General features: G+C 72.9%; 8 protein-coding genes. 1 reads left to right on the forward strand and 7 read right to left on the reverse strand.

Going from position 1 to position 15,647, the window contains the following annotated elements; all coding sequences use genetic code 11:
• Positions 1–370: 370 nt before the first annotated feature.
• The gene (locus CLV70_RS12265) at positions 371–1,564 is read right to left on the reverse strand and encodes a sensor histidine kinase (RefSeq protein ID WP_245908188.1); all 1,194 of its coding nucleotides are present in this window, start codon (positions 1,562–1,564) and stop codon (positions 371–373) included.
• 117 nt (positions 1,565–1,681) lie between these two features.
• Between CLV70_RS12265 and CLV70_RS12270 the strand changes: the two genes are divergently transcribed.
• On the forward strand, positions 1,682–3,529 hold the full coding sequence (locus CLV70_RS12270; protein WP_106126585.1) for a sensor histidine kinase: 1,848 nt from the start codon (positions 1,682–1,684) through the stop codon (positions 3,527–3,529).
• On the opposite strand, the gene CLV70_RS12275 is transcribed toward CLV70_RS12270, so the two are convergent.
• The 6 genes from CLV70_RS12275 to CLV70_RS12300 form a co-directional block, all read right to left on the reverse strand.
• Positions 3,502–4,749: a neutral zinc metallopeptidase gene (locus tag CLV70_RS12275; protein ID WP_245908189.1), complete on the reverse strand. Its 1,248-nt coding sequence runs from the start codon at positions 4,747–4,749 to the stop codon at positions 3,502–3,504. The two genes, CLV70_RS12270 and CLV70_RS12275, sit on opposite strands and share 28 nt — an antisense overlap.
• 132 nt (positions 4,750–4,881) lie before the next feature.
• Complete coding sequence (locus CLV70_RS12280) at positions 4,882–5,865, reverse strand: hypothetical protein (protein WP_106126587.1); 984 nt, start codon at positions 5,863–5,865, stop codon at positions 4,882–4,884.
• A complete protein-coding gene (locus CLV70_RS12285) occupies positions 5,862–7,388 on the reverse strand; it encodes a cupredoxin domain-containing protein (RefSeq protein WP_425440152.1) in 1,527 nt (508 codons plus the stop codon). The genes CLV70_RS12280 and CLV70_RS12285 overlap by 4 nt, the downstream gene beginning before the upstream one ends.
• A gap of 32 nt (positions 7,389–7,420) precedes the next feature.
• A complete protein-coding gene (locus CLV70_RS12290; RefSeq protein ID WP_106126589.1) occupies positions 7,421–11,344 on the reverse strand; it encodes a ThuA domain-containing protein in 3,924 nt (1,307 codons plus the stop codon).
• Positions 11,341–12,357 (reverse strand): multicopper oxidase domain-containing protein, encoded by a 1,017-nt coding sequence (locus CLV70_RS12295; RefSeq protein WP_106126590.1) that lies wholly within the window; start codon positions 12,355–12,357, stop codon positions 11,341–11,343. Before CLV70_RS12295 ends, CLV70_RS12290 begins: the two co-directional genes overlap by 4 nt.
• A 231-nt stretch (positions 12,358–12,588) precedes the next feature.
• Positions 12,589–15,645 carry a PAS domain-containing hybrid sensor histidine kinase/response regulator gene (locus CLV70_RS12300; protein ID WP_245908190.1) on the reverse strand — a complete coding sequence of 1,019 codons (3,057 nt, stop codon included), beginning with the start codon at positions 15,643–15,645 and terminating at the stop codon, positions 12,589–12,591.
• Positions 15,646–15,647 lie beyond the last annotated feature (2 nt).

Consider the following 15,647-nt stretch of genomic DNA (forward strand, 5'->3'; position numbering starts at 1 on the left):
CACGCCCTGCACCGCACGGCCTGGACCGCAGGCCCTGGACCGCAGGCCGTGCACCACACGGCCTGCACCGCACGCCAGCCCGCGCGCACGCCGGCCACCACCCTTGGGCCGCCCACGAGCGACCGGCCGAGTGGTCGACGCGACCGGCCGCGCGAGCGGATGAGCATTCGCGGACCGGACCGCCGGCCGCGACACGGCGAGCCGGCCGGCTTGGGCACGGGCTCGCCGGCGGACAATTCGGGTCGGACTCGGCGGTGAGCAGGAGGTCGGTCCGGCCGGGTGGTGTCCGCCGGCACCCGGCACCCGGCATCCGGCGGCCGGCCCTGCACCGGGTGTGGCGGTGACGGCGGGCGGTGACGGCGGGCGGTGGTCAGCGGGCCGGGCCGGCCGCTGCGGTGGGCCGGGTGCGCTCGTGCGGGCTGGCCGCGGGGAACGTCACGATCATGCGGGCGCCGGGGTGGGCCGGTTCGTAGGAGGCCTCGCCGCCGTGGGCGTGGGCGAGTTCGCGGACGATCCAGAGGCCGAGGCCGACGCCTCGGGGGTCGCCGACGCCGAAGCGGGTGAAGAGGCGGGGGCGGAGGTTTTCCGGGACGCCGGGGCCGTGGTCGCGGACTTCGAGGCGGTCGGTGCCGTTCGTCGTCGTGATGCGGACCGTCACCGGGGGGTCGCCGTAGCGGAGGGCGTTGCCGACCAGGTTGATCAGGATCTGTTCGAAGCGTTCCGGGTCGACCCACAGCCGGAGGTCCCCGTCGACCTGGACGCGTACGTCGGCCGAGCTCACGTACGACAGCGCCGCCGTCACGGCGTCGCGGGCCGGGGTGAGGGCGCGGTCCAGGTGGAGCTGGCCGGTGGTGTCGATCCTGTTCAGGTCCAGCAGGCCGGTGGCGAGGCGGTCGATGCGGGAGGTCTGGCGCAGCGCCGCCGCCAGCATGCGGGCCGTGTGGCCGGTGGCGCCGTCCTGGAGTTCCTCGAGGGTCATCTGGACCGTGGTGAGGGGGGAGCGTACGTCGTGGGCGAGCGTGCCGATCATCGCCGCGCGCCAGCGTTCGATGCGGGAGAGGCGTTCGCGGTCGTCGCGGAGGTGGCGGGCCTGGGCCTCGACCAGCAGGGCCACGGCGAGGGCGACCGGCAGCAGGATCAGGGCGCTGCCCAGCACCGCCGGCGGCTGGTCCGTGACGATCAGCGGGACCACGTACGCCACCGCCGCGGCCGGCAGCAGGGCGAGCAGGATGCCGCGGGAGAAGTGCAGCGCCGCCCAGGTGTACAGCAGGACGAGGAACGGGCCGGTGCCGGTCGCGACGCCGCCGAACGCCCAGGTGGAGAAGCCGAGGACGGCGAAGCCGGGCAGCGCCAGCAGTGCCGGCCGCCGCGGGTGCCACCGCTGCCACGGAAGGGCGGCGCCGACCAGGGCGAGGCTGAGGTCGGCGGCGGCGATCAGCAGGAGGTCGCGGGCGCGGGTGGGATCGTTGGTGATGCCGACCAGGGCGAGCAGGCCGGCCAGGGCGAACAGCACAGCCGCCTGCCGGGCCGCGATCCGCGGCCCGGCTCCGAGCAGGCGCTGCACCCGAGGACGATCGATAGAGATAGGCTATATCGGGCGAAAGGCCCGGAAGGCCGTACCGACGGTCAGGGTCTCCGGAAGCGGGGGAGAAAAGCCGCGGCGCGGCGTAGCGTCACCAGCATGAGCCGCGGAAACGCCGGTCGGAAGCGGCGCTCGGTGCTGGTGCTCGCCCTCGTGGTCGCACTGGGGCTGATCGGCACCGTGCTGGCCGCCGTCGCGTTGCGGCATGCCGAGCAGGACCGGCGGGCGCGGGCGCTGAGCCAGCAGACCGGCATGGTGGGGCAGGTCGTCACCGGGGAGATGCGGCGGTACAGCACCAGCCTGTCCGACCTCGCCGCCGCGATCGGTGCCCAGTCCCGGCTGGAGGCTCCCGAGTTCACCGCGATCACCGCTCCCGTCGACCGGCAGCGGTTGCCCGGCGCCAGCGGGGTCGGATTCGTCGTGCCGACGCCCGCCGACCGGGTCGCCGAGACGCAGGCGTACTGGCGGGCCCGGGGGGTGCCGGTGACCCTGCGGCCCTCCCCCGCCGCGCTCGGCTCGCACCGGTTCCTCGTGCTCAGCCATTCCATCGACGGCACCGAGCCGCCGCTGGGGCTGGACCTGGCCGCCTCCGTCGAGGCGACCGAGGCCATGAGGATCGCCGAGGAGAGCCACGGGGTCGCCACCAGCCGGACGTACCGTCTGCTCAAGGACGCCTCCCTGCCGCCGGAGCAGCGGCAGCTGTCGTTCGTGCTGGCGGCGCCGGTGTATTCGACGTCGCCGGACGCCGCCGACACCGGGCAGCTGCGGGGCTGGGTCACGATGGGCCTGCGGGGGCGGGACTTCCTGCACGAGGCGATCGGGGCCGCCGCCAAGGACACCGTCGCCGTCACGCTCTCCGACGTGACGTCCGGCGATCCGCTGCCCGTGGCGTCGTGGGAGCCGCGGGTGCCGATGGACAACGCCGTCGGCAGCCGGCAGGTGCCCGTGGCCGTGCCGCAGCGCAGCTGGGCCCTGACCGTGCAGGCCACCCGCCGGCTGCTGGCGGGCGACGACGATCTGCACCTGGAGGCCGGGGCCTGGGTGACGGGGATCGTGATCACGGCGCTGCTGGCCGCTCTCACCGCGACCGTCATCGGCTCGCGGGACCGGGCGCTGCGGCGGGTGGACGCGGCCACGTCGGCGCTGCGTACGGACATCGCGCGGCGCGAGGAGGTCGAGCAGCAGCTGCGGCGCCGGGAGGCGGAGCTGGTCGGCTTCGCCGGCATCGTGGCCCATGACCTGCGCAGCCCGCTGGCCCGGGTGCTCGGGTACGCCGACTTCCTGCGCGACGAGGCCGCCGACCGCCTCGACCCGGAGCATCGGGTGTTCCTGGACCGGCTGCACGGCGGCGCCCAGCGGATGCAGGCCCTCATCGACGACCTGCTCGACTACGCGACCGCCGACAACCGCAGGATCGCCCGGGTGCCCGTGGACCTCCAGCGGCTGGCCGGCGAGGTCGCGCGGGAGCAGGCCGGCGACGGCGAGGTGACGGTCACCCGCCTGCCGGTGGTCGAGGGCGACCCCACCATGCTGCGCCAGGTGCTCGACAACCTCATCGGGAACGCGATCAAGTACACGGCTCCGGGCGTACGGCCGATGGTGCGGGTCGGGTGCCGGCCGGACGGCAACGACCAGTGGCGCATCGACGTCACGGACAACGGCATCGGCATCCCGGAGGAGGACCGGGCGAACGTCTTCACCGCCTTCGCCCGCGCCCGCGGCAGCGAGGACTATCCGGGCACCGGGCTGGGGCTGGCCATCGTGGCGCGGATCGTCGAACGGCACCACGGGCGCACCGGCGTCGAGGCGGCGCCGGGAGGCGGCAGCGTCCTCTGGTTCACCCTGCCCGCCATGGCCGCCATCGCCCCGGACGGCGACGACGACGGGGGCGCCGAGGCGGCGGAGGCGGCCAGGGTGGCTCAGCCCATGCAGCCGTCCAGCCCCTGAAGGACGCCGTCGCGGTAGGCACCGATCCGGTCGAAGGCGCTGGTCCCGGAGCCCTCGCCGGCCCGGCCGAAGGCGAGCAGCGCCGCCACCGCCTCGTCGAGGTCGCCCGGCGACAGCCGGATGCCGGTGCCCGCCTCGCGGGTGAGCAGGTCGGACGTCCACGAGCCGGCCAGGCAGTCGACCGCGAGCTGGCCCTTGCGGTCCTGCGTGCCGGCGCCGCGGCGGGCCTGCGCCGCCCGCGCGAACAGGTCGCCGAGCAGCATGCCGACCGCGTTGTCGCCGATGCGCCCGTACAGCGCCGGGGCCAGCCGGGCGGTGTCGAAGGCGATGAAGTCCGCGCCGGGACAGTAGAACGCCGAACCGCCGGCTGAGGCGTCCGGCGCCGGGCACTCCGGCGGCGAGCCGGCCCGGAACGGCTCGATCCGCAGCGGCTGCCAGGGCTGGCCGGTCAGGCGCGGGTAGGCCCTGCCCCAGTACGCCTGCGCGTCCCGGCTGAGGGCGTCGATCGCTTCCGCGTACGGAAGGTCCCCGCCGGTTGCCGCCTCCTCGGCCGTGCTGAAGGGCACCTCGGTGACCGGCACGTTCCCGGCCCGGTATCCGGCGCAGAGCCCGGCACCCTTCTCGACGCCGTCCTGGAGGGCCCGGATCCGGTCGAACGCGTTGCCGTGCGCCTGCGGGTTGCGCGCCGACGTGCCCGGCTCGTCACGCAGGAGCAGCAGGCCGGCGACCGTGTTGTCGAGCTGGGCGGGGGTCACGCCGGTGAAGGCGGTCGAGCGGCCGGCGAGCACGTCCGCCGTCCACGCCCCGGCGAAGCAGTCCGCCTGCTGTTCGAGGACGACCGTGGGCTGCTCGGTGAGCTTCAGCCGGCTCTGCACCGCGTGGCCGTACTCGTGGGCCATCACGACGCCGACGAGCAACGGCCCGAAGCCCTCCTCGAGCTGCGGGACGAGCGTCTCGGCGTCCCAGGCGATGAAGTCGCCGGCCGGGCAGTAGAAGGCGTTCGGCTGGTAGGCCGGCCGTTCGTCGCCGCACGGCGGCGGCAGATCCCGGCGGGTGTACGGGTGATAGCCCCCACTGACCGGCGCGAACGGCTGCCCGCCGCTGAGCCCGGGGTACGCCGCCGACCAGAACCGTTCGACGTCGCGCAGCGCGGGGGTGGCGACGTCGCCGCCCGAGCCGCGCGGAGCCGGCCCGGGGTCCCGCGGCGTCTCCCAGCGCACCGCGCAACCCGACAGGGCGAGGACAAGGACAAGAAGAACCCGACCGATCCGGTACGCCGACACGACTGGCCCCCTCCGACGGCATCGTGTGCCGCCGGAGGGGTACCCGGTTGCCGGTCCCGATATGTGTGCCTAGCCCAGACCCGCGTCGCCGGCGGCCTTGGCCTCCTGCACCGCGTCCGTCCGGCGCTCCTGCGCGCGGCTGTCACCGGCGTCGTGGGCCTTCGCCGCCTTGCCGAGCGTGGCCGCGGACTTGGCGGCGCTGGGCGGTGCCTGGTCGCCGACGACCCCGCCGCGGATCCGGTTGTTCGCGGCGACCCGCGCCACCGGGTTGTTCGCGGTGAGGGTCAGCTGGCCGTCGATGATGTTGTCGTCGACCCGTACGCCGCCCGTGGTGTTGGAGATGGCGACCTCCCGCCCCCAGTAGCCGCCCGACGCGCAGCTGTCGAGGCTGCCGTTCGGGCCGAGCTGCACGCCGCCGAGGTTGCCGGAGAAGGTGGCCCGGCCGCGGACGGCGCTGCCGCAGACGACGCTGCCGGTGGCGCTGTTGAGCACCGACAGGGTGCCGTCGACGAACGAGTCGTGCACGTCCGTGTAGTACGTGCCCGTGCTGCTCACGTTGCCGGTGACCTGGGTCGTGTCGTCGAGGCGGACCTCGCCGGCGCCGGCGGTCACCGTGCCGTCGATCGTGGCGCGTTCGGTGTAGAGGAAGCTGTCGATGGTGGAGGAACCCTTGGCCCGGACCGTCACCGCGCCCGAGCGGGCGTTCTTGAGGAACACCCCGTAGCCGCCGGAGGCCAGCTCGATCCCGCCGCCCACGGTCGTGTCGGTGGCGTCGAGGTAGCCGTCCGCGGCGACCTGGACCTCGCCGCTGAACCGGCCGCCGGTGACGACCAGGTTGGCGCCGGCGGCGACGCTGATGTTGCCGGTGACCGTCGTGCCGGTGAGGGCGCACGACTGGCCGGCGGGCACGAACAGGTCGTTGGGGACGGTGACCGCGCCGCCGGTGCCGACGCAGTGGGTGACCAGGTCGGCGCGCGCGCCGGGGGCGGCGACCAGCGTGGAGAAGAGCACGGCGGTGCTCACCAGGGCCAGCGAGGCGACGGTACGTCTCATTGCGCTACTCCTTTGAGGCGAGAGTGGTTTCCGATGTCCGAGCGGGCCGCCGCCCGGACTATGACGCCCTGCTGGCGGGGCGTGAGCGTGCCGCCGGCGACCAGCGGATCGGTGACCGCCTCGACGTGGCGGACGAAACTGCCGTGATCCGGGTACGCGGCGTGCTCCGCGATCAGGTCGTTGATCGTGCAGCCGTTGCCCGTGTCCGCGTTCGGTACGCCGGTGTCCTCCGTGCCGATGACCACCGTGGCGCGGGTGTCGGAGGCGGGGCAGGCGTCCGTGCCGGGCGGCACCACCGTGAAGGTGACCGACTTGTCGGCGGCGGTGTTGCCCGCCACGTCGGTGGCCCGGTAGCGGACCGTGTGCGCGCCGGTCGCCGACACGACCACCGGGGCCGTGTACGTCGTCCACGCGCCCGCGTCCAGGGCGTACTGGATCGTGGCGACCCCGGATCCGGCGTCCGTGGCGGTGACCGTCACGGTGGCCGTGCCCCGGTAGGCGCCGTCGGCGTCGCGTTCCCCGGACACCGTCGCCGAAGTCGCCGGCGCGGTGGTGTCCTGGACCGGCGGCGGGACGACGGTGAAGCTCACCATCTGTTCCGCCGAGGTGTTGCCGGCGACGTCGGTGGCGCGGAAGTGCACCATGTGCGCGCCCACGGTGCTGATCACCACGGGTGCGGTGTACGCCGTGAACGCCCCGCCGTCGACGTTGTACTCCACCCGGGCCACGCCGGAGCCGGCGTCGGTGGCGGTCAGGGTGACGGTGGCCGTACCGATGTAGTTGCCGGACGGGTCGCGGGAGCCGGTCACCTGGCCGGTGACCGTCGGTGGCGTGGTGTCCTCGTCGGTGGGCTCGACGATGCGGAAGCGGACCGAGCCCGTGGTGCTGACGTTGCCGGCCCTGTCGGTGGCCCGGAACTGCACCGAGTGGTCGCCGATCGCGGAGACGGATACCGGCCCCGTGTACGGCTCGAACCCGGTGTCGTCGATCTGGTACTCGACGCGGTCCACGCCGGACCCGGCATCGGACGCGCTGACCGTCACGGTGGCCGGGCCGACGTACTCACCGGCCGCGTTCTTCTCCCCCGTGACGACGGCGGAGACCGTCGGCGGCGTCGTGTCCTGACCGCCGCCGCCGTCGGTGACCACGAGCTCCCCGACCATCTGGCTGTGCCCGGGGATCGAGCAGAAGTAGCGGTAGCGGCCCGGAGTGAGGGTCACGGTCAGCTGGTGCCGGCCGTTGTTCGTGTCGAACGGGCTGGCCAGGACGTTGACCGTGACGTCGTGGTTGTAACCGTCGGTGGTGGTGTCGAAGGTGAGGGTGTGCGGCATCCCGGTCGTGTTGCCGGTGGCCGCGCTGTTCTCCCAGATGATCGTCGTGGCGCCCGCCACCGCCTGGGCGGGCGTCGACTTGTAGCGGGTGATGTCGTCGTCCGCGGTCCAGGTGAGGGTCTGGGCGGCGACGGCCGGGGCGGCCGGGGCGACCAGGGCGGCGGTCAGGACGAGAAGCAGCGTGCTGAGCATTGCGCGTACGGACATGGCACCTCCTGCCGGGGCTAGAGCTCGCGGACCCGGATGTTCCGGAATTCCATGAGGTCGGTGTCGCTGTGGTTCTGCAGGCCGAGGAAGCCCTCGGTGAACTGCCGCAGGTCGGTCGGCGGGTCACCGGCGCGCGAGGACTGCTTGCCGGGGGTGTTGTCGAACTCGTTGATCACCACGCCGTTGCGCACGATGGTGTAGTGCTGGCCGACGACCCGGACCTCGTAGTCGTTCCACACGTTCTTCGGGGTGATCCCCGCGTCGGCGAGCGGCACCGGGTCGAAGTTGTAGATCGAGCCGGTCTTCTGCGGCTCACCGGTGTCACCGTCGTAGAGCTGGATCTCGTGCCCGCAGTAGATGGCGACCCAGGCCTGCGACGTCCGCGCGGAACCGGTCTGGCCGCAGGGTGGCCGCTGCTCCAGCGGGGTGCGCGGGTCGGGGAAGCGGGCGAAGACGCCGCTGTTGGCCCGTGCGGTGCCCGGTGCCCCGTCGCGGAACTTCAGCTTGAGCGAGAAGTTGGCGTAGGGGCGCTTGGCGTACCAGAGCATGCCGAGCCCGCCGGTGGAGCGCAGGGAGCCGTCCGGCTGGAGCACGAAGGCCCCGCCCGGCGCCTGCTCCCAGGGCAGCAGCGATTCCGCGGTGCCGTCGAAGAGCGGTTCGTAGCCCTTCTGGCCCGGCCGACCGACCGGCGAGCCGGCGGCGGTACGCGTGAGCGTCCCGGCCTCCCGCCCGTTGATCACGCCGTCGCGCTGCAGCGTGTCGGCGACCTTGGTGACGTGCCGGACGAAGCTGTCGTGGTCCGGCCAGGTGCTCTCGTCGTCGATCAGGTCGTTGATCGTGCAGCCGCCGCCGGCCGGCTTGTTGGCCACGCCGGTGTCCGCGTCGCCGATCCACACCGTGTTGCGGGTGTCCGGCGTCGTGCAGCCCACGGTGACGGTGGTCTGCGTGGTGGCCGTCTCGCCGTCGGCGTACGTGATGGTGAGCTTGGCCGTGTAGGTGCCGGTGCGGGCGTACGCGTGCCGCGGGTCGGCCTCGGTCGAGGTGCCGCCGTCACCGAACTCCCAGCGGTACGACACCCCGCCCGAGCGCGAGCCGGTGAACGCGATCGTCAACGGCTTGTTCTGCACCGCCACCGAGGAGGCAGCCGGCGCGGGCGTCGGGGCGCCGCCGGTGTACGAGATCCGGATCAGCTTCTGGTTGGGGTGCAGGCTGAAGAAGCCGCCGCCGTAGTCGAGCAGGTAGAGCGCGCCGTCCGGGCCGAACTTGGCGTCCATCCAGCTCTGCAGCCGGGTGTCGCCGTTGCCGCCGGGGATGATGGCCCGCAGCGACTCGCCGAAGACCGGCGGGGCCTGGCGCGGCACCCCGGCCGGGTCGACGGTGACGGCGACGCGGTTCTGCGAGTTCGTCTCGTCGCCGATGAACCACTTGTCGTTCCAGTACTCCGGCCACGCCGCCCCGCTGTTGGTGTCCACCAGCTCGCGGTGGTAGGTCGGGCCGGACATGATGGCCTGGCCGCCGCCCTTCAGGTACGGCTGGGTGTAGGTGGCGTCCGCGGCGTTGTACGTGGGCAGGCCGCTGCCGTCCGTACGGGTGGGGAAGACCGGCCCGCCGCCACCGGGCGCGTACCAGATCATGTTGTCGCGCGCCGGCGGGATGTCCACCAGCCCGGTGTTGCGCGGCGAGTTGTTCTTCAGGTTGTTGCAGTCGTACCAGCCGGTGAGCACGGTCGCGTCGGTGTTGCTGCGGTCGCGGTACGGCTGCCGGTTGCCCATGCAGTACGGCCAGCCCTGGTTGCCGGCCGAGGTGATGATGGTGGCCGTCTCGTACTTGGCCGGGCCGAGGGTGGGGCTGGGCGCCGAGGCGTCCGGGCCGACCCAGCCGGCGGTGAGCCACTGGTGCACCGGGTCGATCGCGAGGCGGGCGATGTTGCGTACGCCCATCACGTAGATCTCCGGCCGCGTCTTGGCGGTGCCCGGCGGGAAGAGGTTGCCCTCCGGGATCGTGTACGTGCCGTCCGCCTCCGGGTGGATGCGGATGATCTTGCCGGCGAGGTCGTTGGAGTTGCCGGAGGTGCGCCGGGCGTCCTGGAACGAGATGCCCTGGTACTCGGCCGTCCAGTTGTTGCCGGAGTAGCCGCTGGACCCCTCGGAGGAGTTGTTGTCGCCCGAGCCGATGTAGAGGTTGCCCTTGGCGTCGAAGGCCATGCCCCCGCCCGCGTGGCAGCAGCTGTGGATCTGCACCGGGAACTTCAGCAGGTCCTTGCGGGTGGCCTGGTCGATGGTCGCGGTGGCCCGGTCGTAGGTGAACCGCGAGACGGTCCGCTCGCCGGTGCGCTTCTCCCGGTCGATCGACTCGTGCGGCATCCAGTAGACGTAGAGCCAGCCGTTGGTGGCGAAGGCCGGGTCGGGCACGATGCCGAGCAAGCCCTCCTCGTTCTTGATCAGCTCGGAGCCGCTGCCCCGGTTGCCCATGACGCGCAGCGTGGTGAGCAGCTTGACCTGCTTGGTGCGCGGGTCGTACGAGTGGATCGTGCCGCAGCCGAGGCCCACGTTCGGGTCGGACCAGTCGACGACCGGGCCGGTCGGGCAGGCGGCCTTGCCGACGTAGAAGGCGGTGCCGTCGGGCGCGATGGTGAGCCCGTGCGGCTCGCCGATCTGGTCGAGCTGCCCGCTCTTGTTGGCGGCGGTGAGCCGTTCCGTCTTGTAGTTGGCGGCGATGGTGGCCTGGCAGTCGCCCCGCTGGATGCCGGTGGTCCAGCGCAGGGCGCCGGTCAGGTGCTTGCGGAACGCGTCCTCGCCGTAGCTGCCCTCGGTGTGGCCCATGCCGGTGTAGAAGGAGCGGCCGCCGTCGTAGTCACGGCACCACGACACCGGGTGGAACGGGCCGTTCGCGGTCGCGCCCGGGTCGTAGAAGCGCTCCTCGACCTGGGCGAGGGTGTGCACCGTACCGATCGGGTTGGGGTCCCAGTTGGTCCAGCGGTCCGAGCGTTCCACCGTCATCGGCAGGGCCTTCGTCGCCGGGTGCCGGCGGTCGAGCACGTCGACGACGGCCTTGTTCACCGCCGGCGGCGGGGGCTCGGTCTGCGCGCCGGTGTAGAGGCGCAGGTCGGCGAGCTGGACGATCGGCTCTCCGCCGTTCGCCGTGATGTTCAGCCGGTAGATCGGGAACTCGCGCGGGCTCGCCACGGTGAACCGGCGGAGCTGGGCGCGCTCCTGGAACGTCTCGCCGGTGCGCCGGTCGAGGTCCGTCCAGTTCGTACCGTCGGTGGAGCCCTGCAGCGTCCAGTCCCGGGGGTCGCGGCCCTCGACGTCGTTCGCCGAGGTGAGCGCGTAACCGGTGATCGCGGTCGGCTTCGTCAGCTCGTAGGTGACCCAGCCGGTCCGGGTGAACGCGAGCCACTTGGTGTTCGGGTCACCGTCGGTGAGCTTCTCCTTGGTCTCGTTCGGCGGGTTCTCCGCGTTCGCGGTCACCTTCGACACCGGCTCCACCACCGGCACGGCGCCCGCCGGCCGGGTGCCGATCAGCCCGGTGAACCACGACGAGTCCAGCTGCGCCTTCGCGGCGTCGGCGATGCCGAGGAAGCCGCCGCCGGCCCGGACGTAGGACTGCAGCGCCGTCTCCTGCTCACGGCTGAGCGCGGCGCCGGCCGCCGACAGGAAGACCACCGCCCGGTACGCCGACAGCCCCGCCGCGGTGAACACGGCCGGGTCACTGGAGGCGGTCACCGCGACGTTGTCGGCGCGGCCCAGCTCCTGGATGGTGCTGACCGCCCGCTCGACCGGGTCGAGCTGGTCCGCGGTGGGACCGTGGAACACCAGCACCCGCAACGGATCCGCCGCGGCGGCCGGTGCCTGTGCGGGTGCCGCGGAAGCCACCACCGGTGGCGCGCTCACCAGCAGGGCGATCACCGCCGTGGCGGCTAGCCCGATTCGATGTCTCATCCCTGGACCCCCTCGTCGTGGTGCTGGGCGTGCGCCGCAGCGCCGTGCACGTGTCCTTGGAAGCGGCGGATGGCGTCCTCGGCGCCCGGCGGCATGCTGCCGTCGGCGTTGCGCACCAGGAAGATTCCGGCCATTCCGCCGTCGGAGTGGAACTGGACGTGGCAGTGGTACATCCACGCTCCCGGGCCGACGTGATCGCCGGCCAACACCTGGAACCCGAACGAGCTGCCCGGGTTGAGGTCCTTGTTGTCGATGACCTGACTGGGGTCCGAGGGCCCCTCGAGCAGGCCGGTACGGTTGTCCGCCCACCGGTGGGCGTGCAGGTGGAAGGTGTGGAACGTGCCGCCGTGGCCGATGACGAGCCACTCGACCCGCTGCCCGAGGTTCGCCTCGAACATCGGCGTCTGCGGCGCGGTCTTGTTGTTGATCATCATGTCGTTGAACACGACGGTGAACTGCTTGTCCGGGAGCTGGTCGCCGCGGCGCCGCACGACCAGCGCGCCGTAGAGGCCCCTGGCGAGCCCGGCGGTGCCGTGGTCGGTGCCCATCGCGTGGTCGTGGTAGTGCCAGTAACCCGCGCTGCCGGGCAGGAAGCGCCGGCCCTCGGCGGCCACCATCTCGTGCGAGGCCCACACGTACGTCCGGGTCTCGCCGGGCGCGTTGAAGGAGGCGTTGAACGGGCTGCCGTCGGAGTCGGTGCGGTAGTCCACGCCGTGCGGGTGAATGCTCAGCCGCTGGTCCGTGCGGTTGACCAGGGTGATCTCGAGGGTGTCGCCCTCCCACATCTCCAGCACCGGGCCCGGCACGGTGGCCTGCCCGGGTGCCAGGCCGTACCCGTAGAGGCCGCCGGGGAGCGCTTCGGCGTAAATGGTGATCTTGCGGGTCACGCCGGAGGCGGCGCTGGCGGCGAGGGACGTGCCGGCGACGACGGCCGCGGGGGCGGCGATGCCGGCGGCGGTGGCGGTGAGCAGCGAGCGGCGGGACACAGCCCGGCCGACAACGTTGTCGTCCATACGATCTCCATCCCCGACGAGCGGGTGTCAGCACCGGAAAGAAAGCACGCGACATCTCCGTGCGCCGCGGGAGAGGATGGCGGCGGCACGGCTGAAGGTATTGATCGATGAGCGTCGACTTTTGTCGATTGACAGCAACCTATGCACTCCATCGACAGAAGTAAAGGTGCTATCCCCGAAAGTGCGGCCGCCGGAATGGGCCCGAACCGTATTTCGGGCAGATTTCGCAGCTCACGCGCCAGGCTGGACGGCGGTCCGCTCCTGCGGCCGGATCCGGTGCAGCCGGGCCCGCACCCGCTCGAGCAGGGCGTCGCGGGTGAACGGCTTCTCGACGATCTCCACCCCGGCCGGGAGGGTGCCGTTCTCGGTCAGCACCGGCTGCGCGTAGCCCGACATGTAGAGCACCGCAATGCCCGGCCGCAGCGCCCCGACCCGGGCGGCCACCTCGTTGCCCATCATGACCGGCATGAGCACGTCGGTGAGCAGCAGATCGATGGGACCGGAATGCTCCTCCACCAGCCGCAGCGCCGCGGGGCCGCCGTTGGCCACCAGCACCCGGTAGCCGGCGCGGGTGAGCGTACGGCCGGTCGCCTCGCGCAGCGCGTCCTCGTCCTCCACCAGCAGGATCGTCTCGCGCGGCGCCTCCGGTGCGGGTACGGTCCCCGCCGCCGGACCTTCGGCGCGGGCGGCGACCGGCTCGGCGTCGCTCGCCGGCAGCACGATGGTGACCGTGGTGCCGATCCCCGGTTCGGAGAGGATCCGGACGTGCCCGCCGGCCGCCGTGGCGATGCCGTACACCGTGGCCAGGCCGAGGCCCGTGCCGGCGCCCTGCGGCTTGGTGGTGAAGAACGGCTCGAAGGCGCGCTCGGCGACCTCGGGGGGCATCCCGCAACCGGTGTCGCTGACCCGTACGCGCACGTACCGGCCGGGTTCCAGGCTGGGCTGCTCGGCGACGTCCGCGTCGTCGAGCCGGGTGTTGGCGGTGTCGATCGAGAGCGTGCCCCCGGACGGCATCGCATCGCGCGCGTTGACCGCCAGATTGACCAGGATCTGCTCGAACTGACCGGGATCGACGAACGTCGGCCACAGGTCCCGGTCGAGGTGCGTGATCAGGTGGATGTGCTCGCCCAGCGTGCGGCGCAGCATCTGCTCGACGTCGCCGACGACGTGGTTGAGGATGAGCACCTGGGCGTTGGTGATCTCGCGCCGCCCGAACGCGAGCAGCTGCTTGGTCAGCCGGGTCGCGCGCTCGGTGGCCCGGCTGATCTGACCCAGGTCGGTGCGGGCCGCCGCCAGGTCCGCGGGGGCCGGCACCGGCTCACTCAGGGTCTCCAGCAGCAGCTCGGTGTAGCTGGCGATCACCGCGAGGATGTTGTTGAAGTCGTGCGCCACGCCCCCGGCGAGCTGACCCAGACTCTCCAGCCGCCGGGTGTGCTGGAGCCGCCGCTCGGCCGCGTCGCGTTCCGCCTGCGCGGCCAGGCGCTCCCGCTCCGCCTGCGCCTGCACCCGGTCGGTCACGTCCCGGACCGCCACGCAGACGGTGACGCCCTCGTCGGTCTCCAGCGTGGAGAGATTGACCTCGACGGGGAACTCGACACCGTCCTTGCACACGGCGTGCAGCGTCTTGCCCGGCCCCCCGGGACGACGCCGCGCCCGGAGGAAGTAGTCGCGCCAGCGCTGGAAGTCGCGCGGCCTCGCGCGGGGCGGCACGAGGATCCCGATCGACTGGCCCAGCAGTTCGTCACGCGGATAGCCGAACATCCGCTCCGCCTCGCGGTTGATCAGGGTGATCCTGCCGTCCTCGGTGACCCCCAGCATCGCGTCCGGTGCGGCCTCCAGCAGCCCGCGGAACATCGCCTCGGCGCGCAGGCGCTCGCTGATGTCCCGCGCCACGCAGGCGACACCGAGCGGGTTCCCGGCCACGTCGCGGACGAGCGAGGAGGTGAGCGAGACCGTCGTCGTGCCGCCGTCCTTGCGCCGCTGCTCGGTCTCGTACTGGATGATCCGCTCGCCGCGGCCGACCCGCTCCAGGATCCGCGTCTCGGTCTGCTCCTGCCCGGCGGGGAACAGCATGGCGGCGTGGCGGCCGATCACCTCCTCCGCGGCGTACCCGTAGAGCTGCCGGGCACCGCCGTTCCAGCTGGTGACGATGCCGTCCGGGGTCTTGCCGATGATCGCGTCGTCGGACGACTCGACGAGCGTCACCAGCCGCTGCTGCTCCTCGAGCACCTCGGCGCGGTCGGCCAGGACGGCGGCCTGCCCGCCGAGCTCGGAGAAGAGGGTGACGTCGTCGTCGGCGAAGAGGGTGCGGTAGCGCCGGAGCATCACCAGGGCGCCGCCGTCCACCGCCCGCGGCGCCGCGCGGACGAAGCGGGTGCCGGTGGCGTGGGCTAGGTCCACGGCCAGGCGGGGCGGGCGGGTCCAGCCGGCCAGCGCGTCGATCGTGCACGCGGCCTGCCGCAGCAGCGCGTCCAGCTCCCCGGCGGGATACGACTCGTCGTCGAGGGCCGAGCGCGGCTCGCTGATCACCCGTACGGCGCCGTCCTTGCCCGGCACGAGCACCGCCACGGCGTCCGCGCCCAGCACCCCGCGGGCACCCTCGCAGTAGCGCCGCCAGGTCTGCTCGGCCGAGTGGTCGGCGGGCATGGTGACCAGTGCCCGGATCACCGCGTACGCCGCACCCCAGGACCAGAGCCGGCGCAGCGAGCGCGGCGGCGCGAAGGCCAGCAGATACATCAGCGCGGACACCCCGGCGAGGGTCAGCAGCACCGTCCTGAGGCGTTCGTGGGCGCCCGCGGTCAGGAACACCACGCCGAACAGGGCCGTACCCGCCGCCGCGAACCCGAGGCGGGTCCGGGCCGCGCCGCCTCGGCGCCGCGCCTCGCTCGCCAGCAGTGCCGCCGCGACCGCCTCGACGCCGAACATGACCGACACGATCAGCCACCCGGTCGCCGCGGGCAGCGGGGGCGTGAGGACGAAGACCGCCGCGACGCAGGCCGCGGAGGCGAGCGCGGCTCCCCACACCGCCCACGGCGGCACCCGGCGGAGCCGGCTGACGAGGTGCAGGGTGAAGAAGGGCTGCCCGAGCACGAGCGCGTCGGAGAGGGCAAGGACGGCCTCGGGGGGCTCGCCCCACAGCAACCGGATCAGGCTGGGCACGAGGTTCATCGACACGGCGCCGAAGATCAGCATGACGTCGATCAGCAGCGGATCGCGGTGCCGCAGGTAGCTGCCCGACACCCAGAGGAAGACCAGCAGGTACACCGCGGCGATCCACGCGAGTGTCATCG

Origin of the sequence: Pseudosporangium ferrugineum (genome assembly GCF_003002065.1) — a bacterium.
GTDB lineage: Bacteria > Actinomycetota > Actinomycetes > Mycobacteriales > Micromonosporaceae > Actinoplanes > Actinoplanes ferrugineus_A.

Coding starts and splice junctions, on each gene's coding strand:
- CLV70_RS12270 (WP_106126585.1), top strand. CDS start 1,682: ATGAGCCGCGGAAACGCCGGTCGGAAGCGGCGCTCGGTGCTGGTGCTC.
- CLV70_RS12280 (WP_106126587.1), bottom strand. CDS start 5,865: ATGAGACGTACCGTCGCCTCGCTGGCCCTGGTGAGCACCGCCGTGCTC.
- CLV70_RS12285 (WP_425440152.1), bottom strand. CDS start 7,388: ATGCTCAGCACGCTGCTTCTCGTCCTGACCGCCGCCCTGGTCGCCCCG.
- CLV70_RS12290 (WP_106126589.1), bottom strand. CDS start 11,344: ATGAGACATCGAATCGGGCTAGCCGCCACGGCGGTGATCGCCCTGCTG.
- CLV70_RS12295 (WP_106126590.1), bottom strand. CDS start 12,357: ATGGACGACAACGTTGTCGGCCGGGCTGTGTCCCGCCGCTCGCTGCTC.
- CLV70_RS12300 (WP_245908190.1), bottom strand. CDS start 15,645: ATGACACTCGCGTGGATCGCCGCGGTGTACCTGCTGGTCTTCCTCTGG.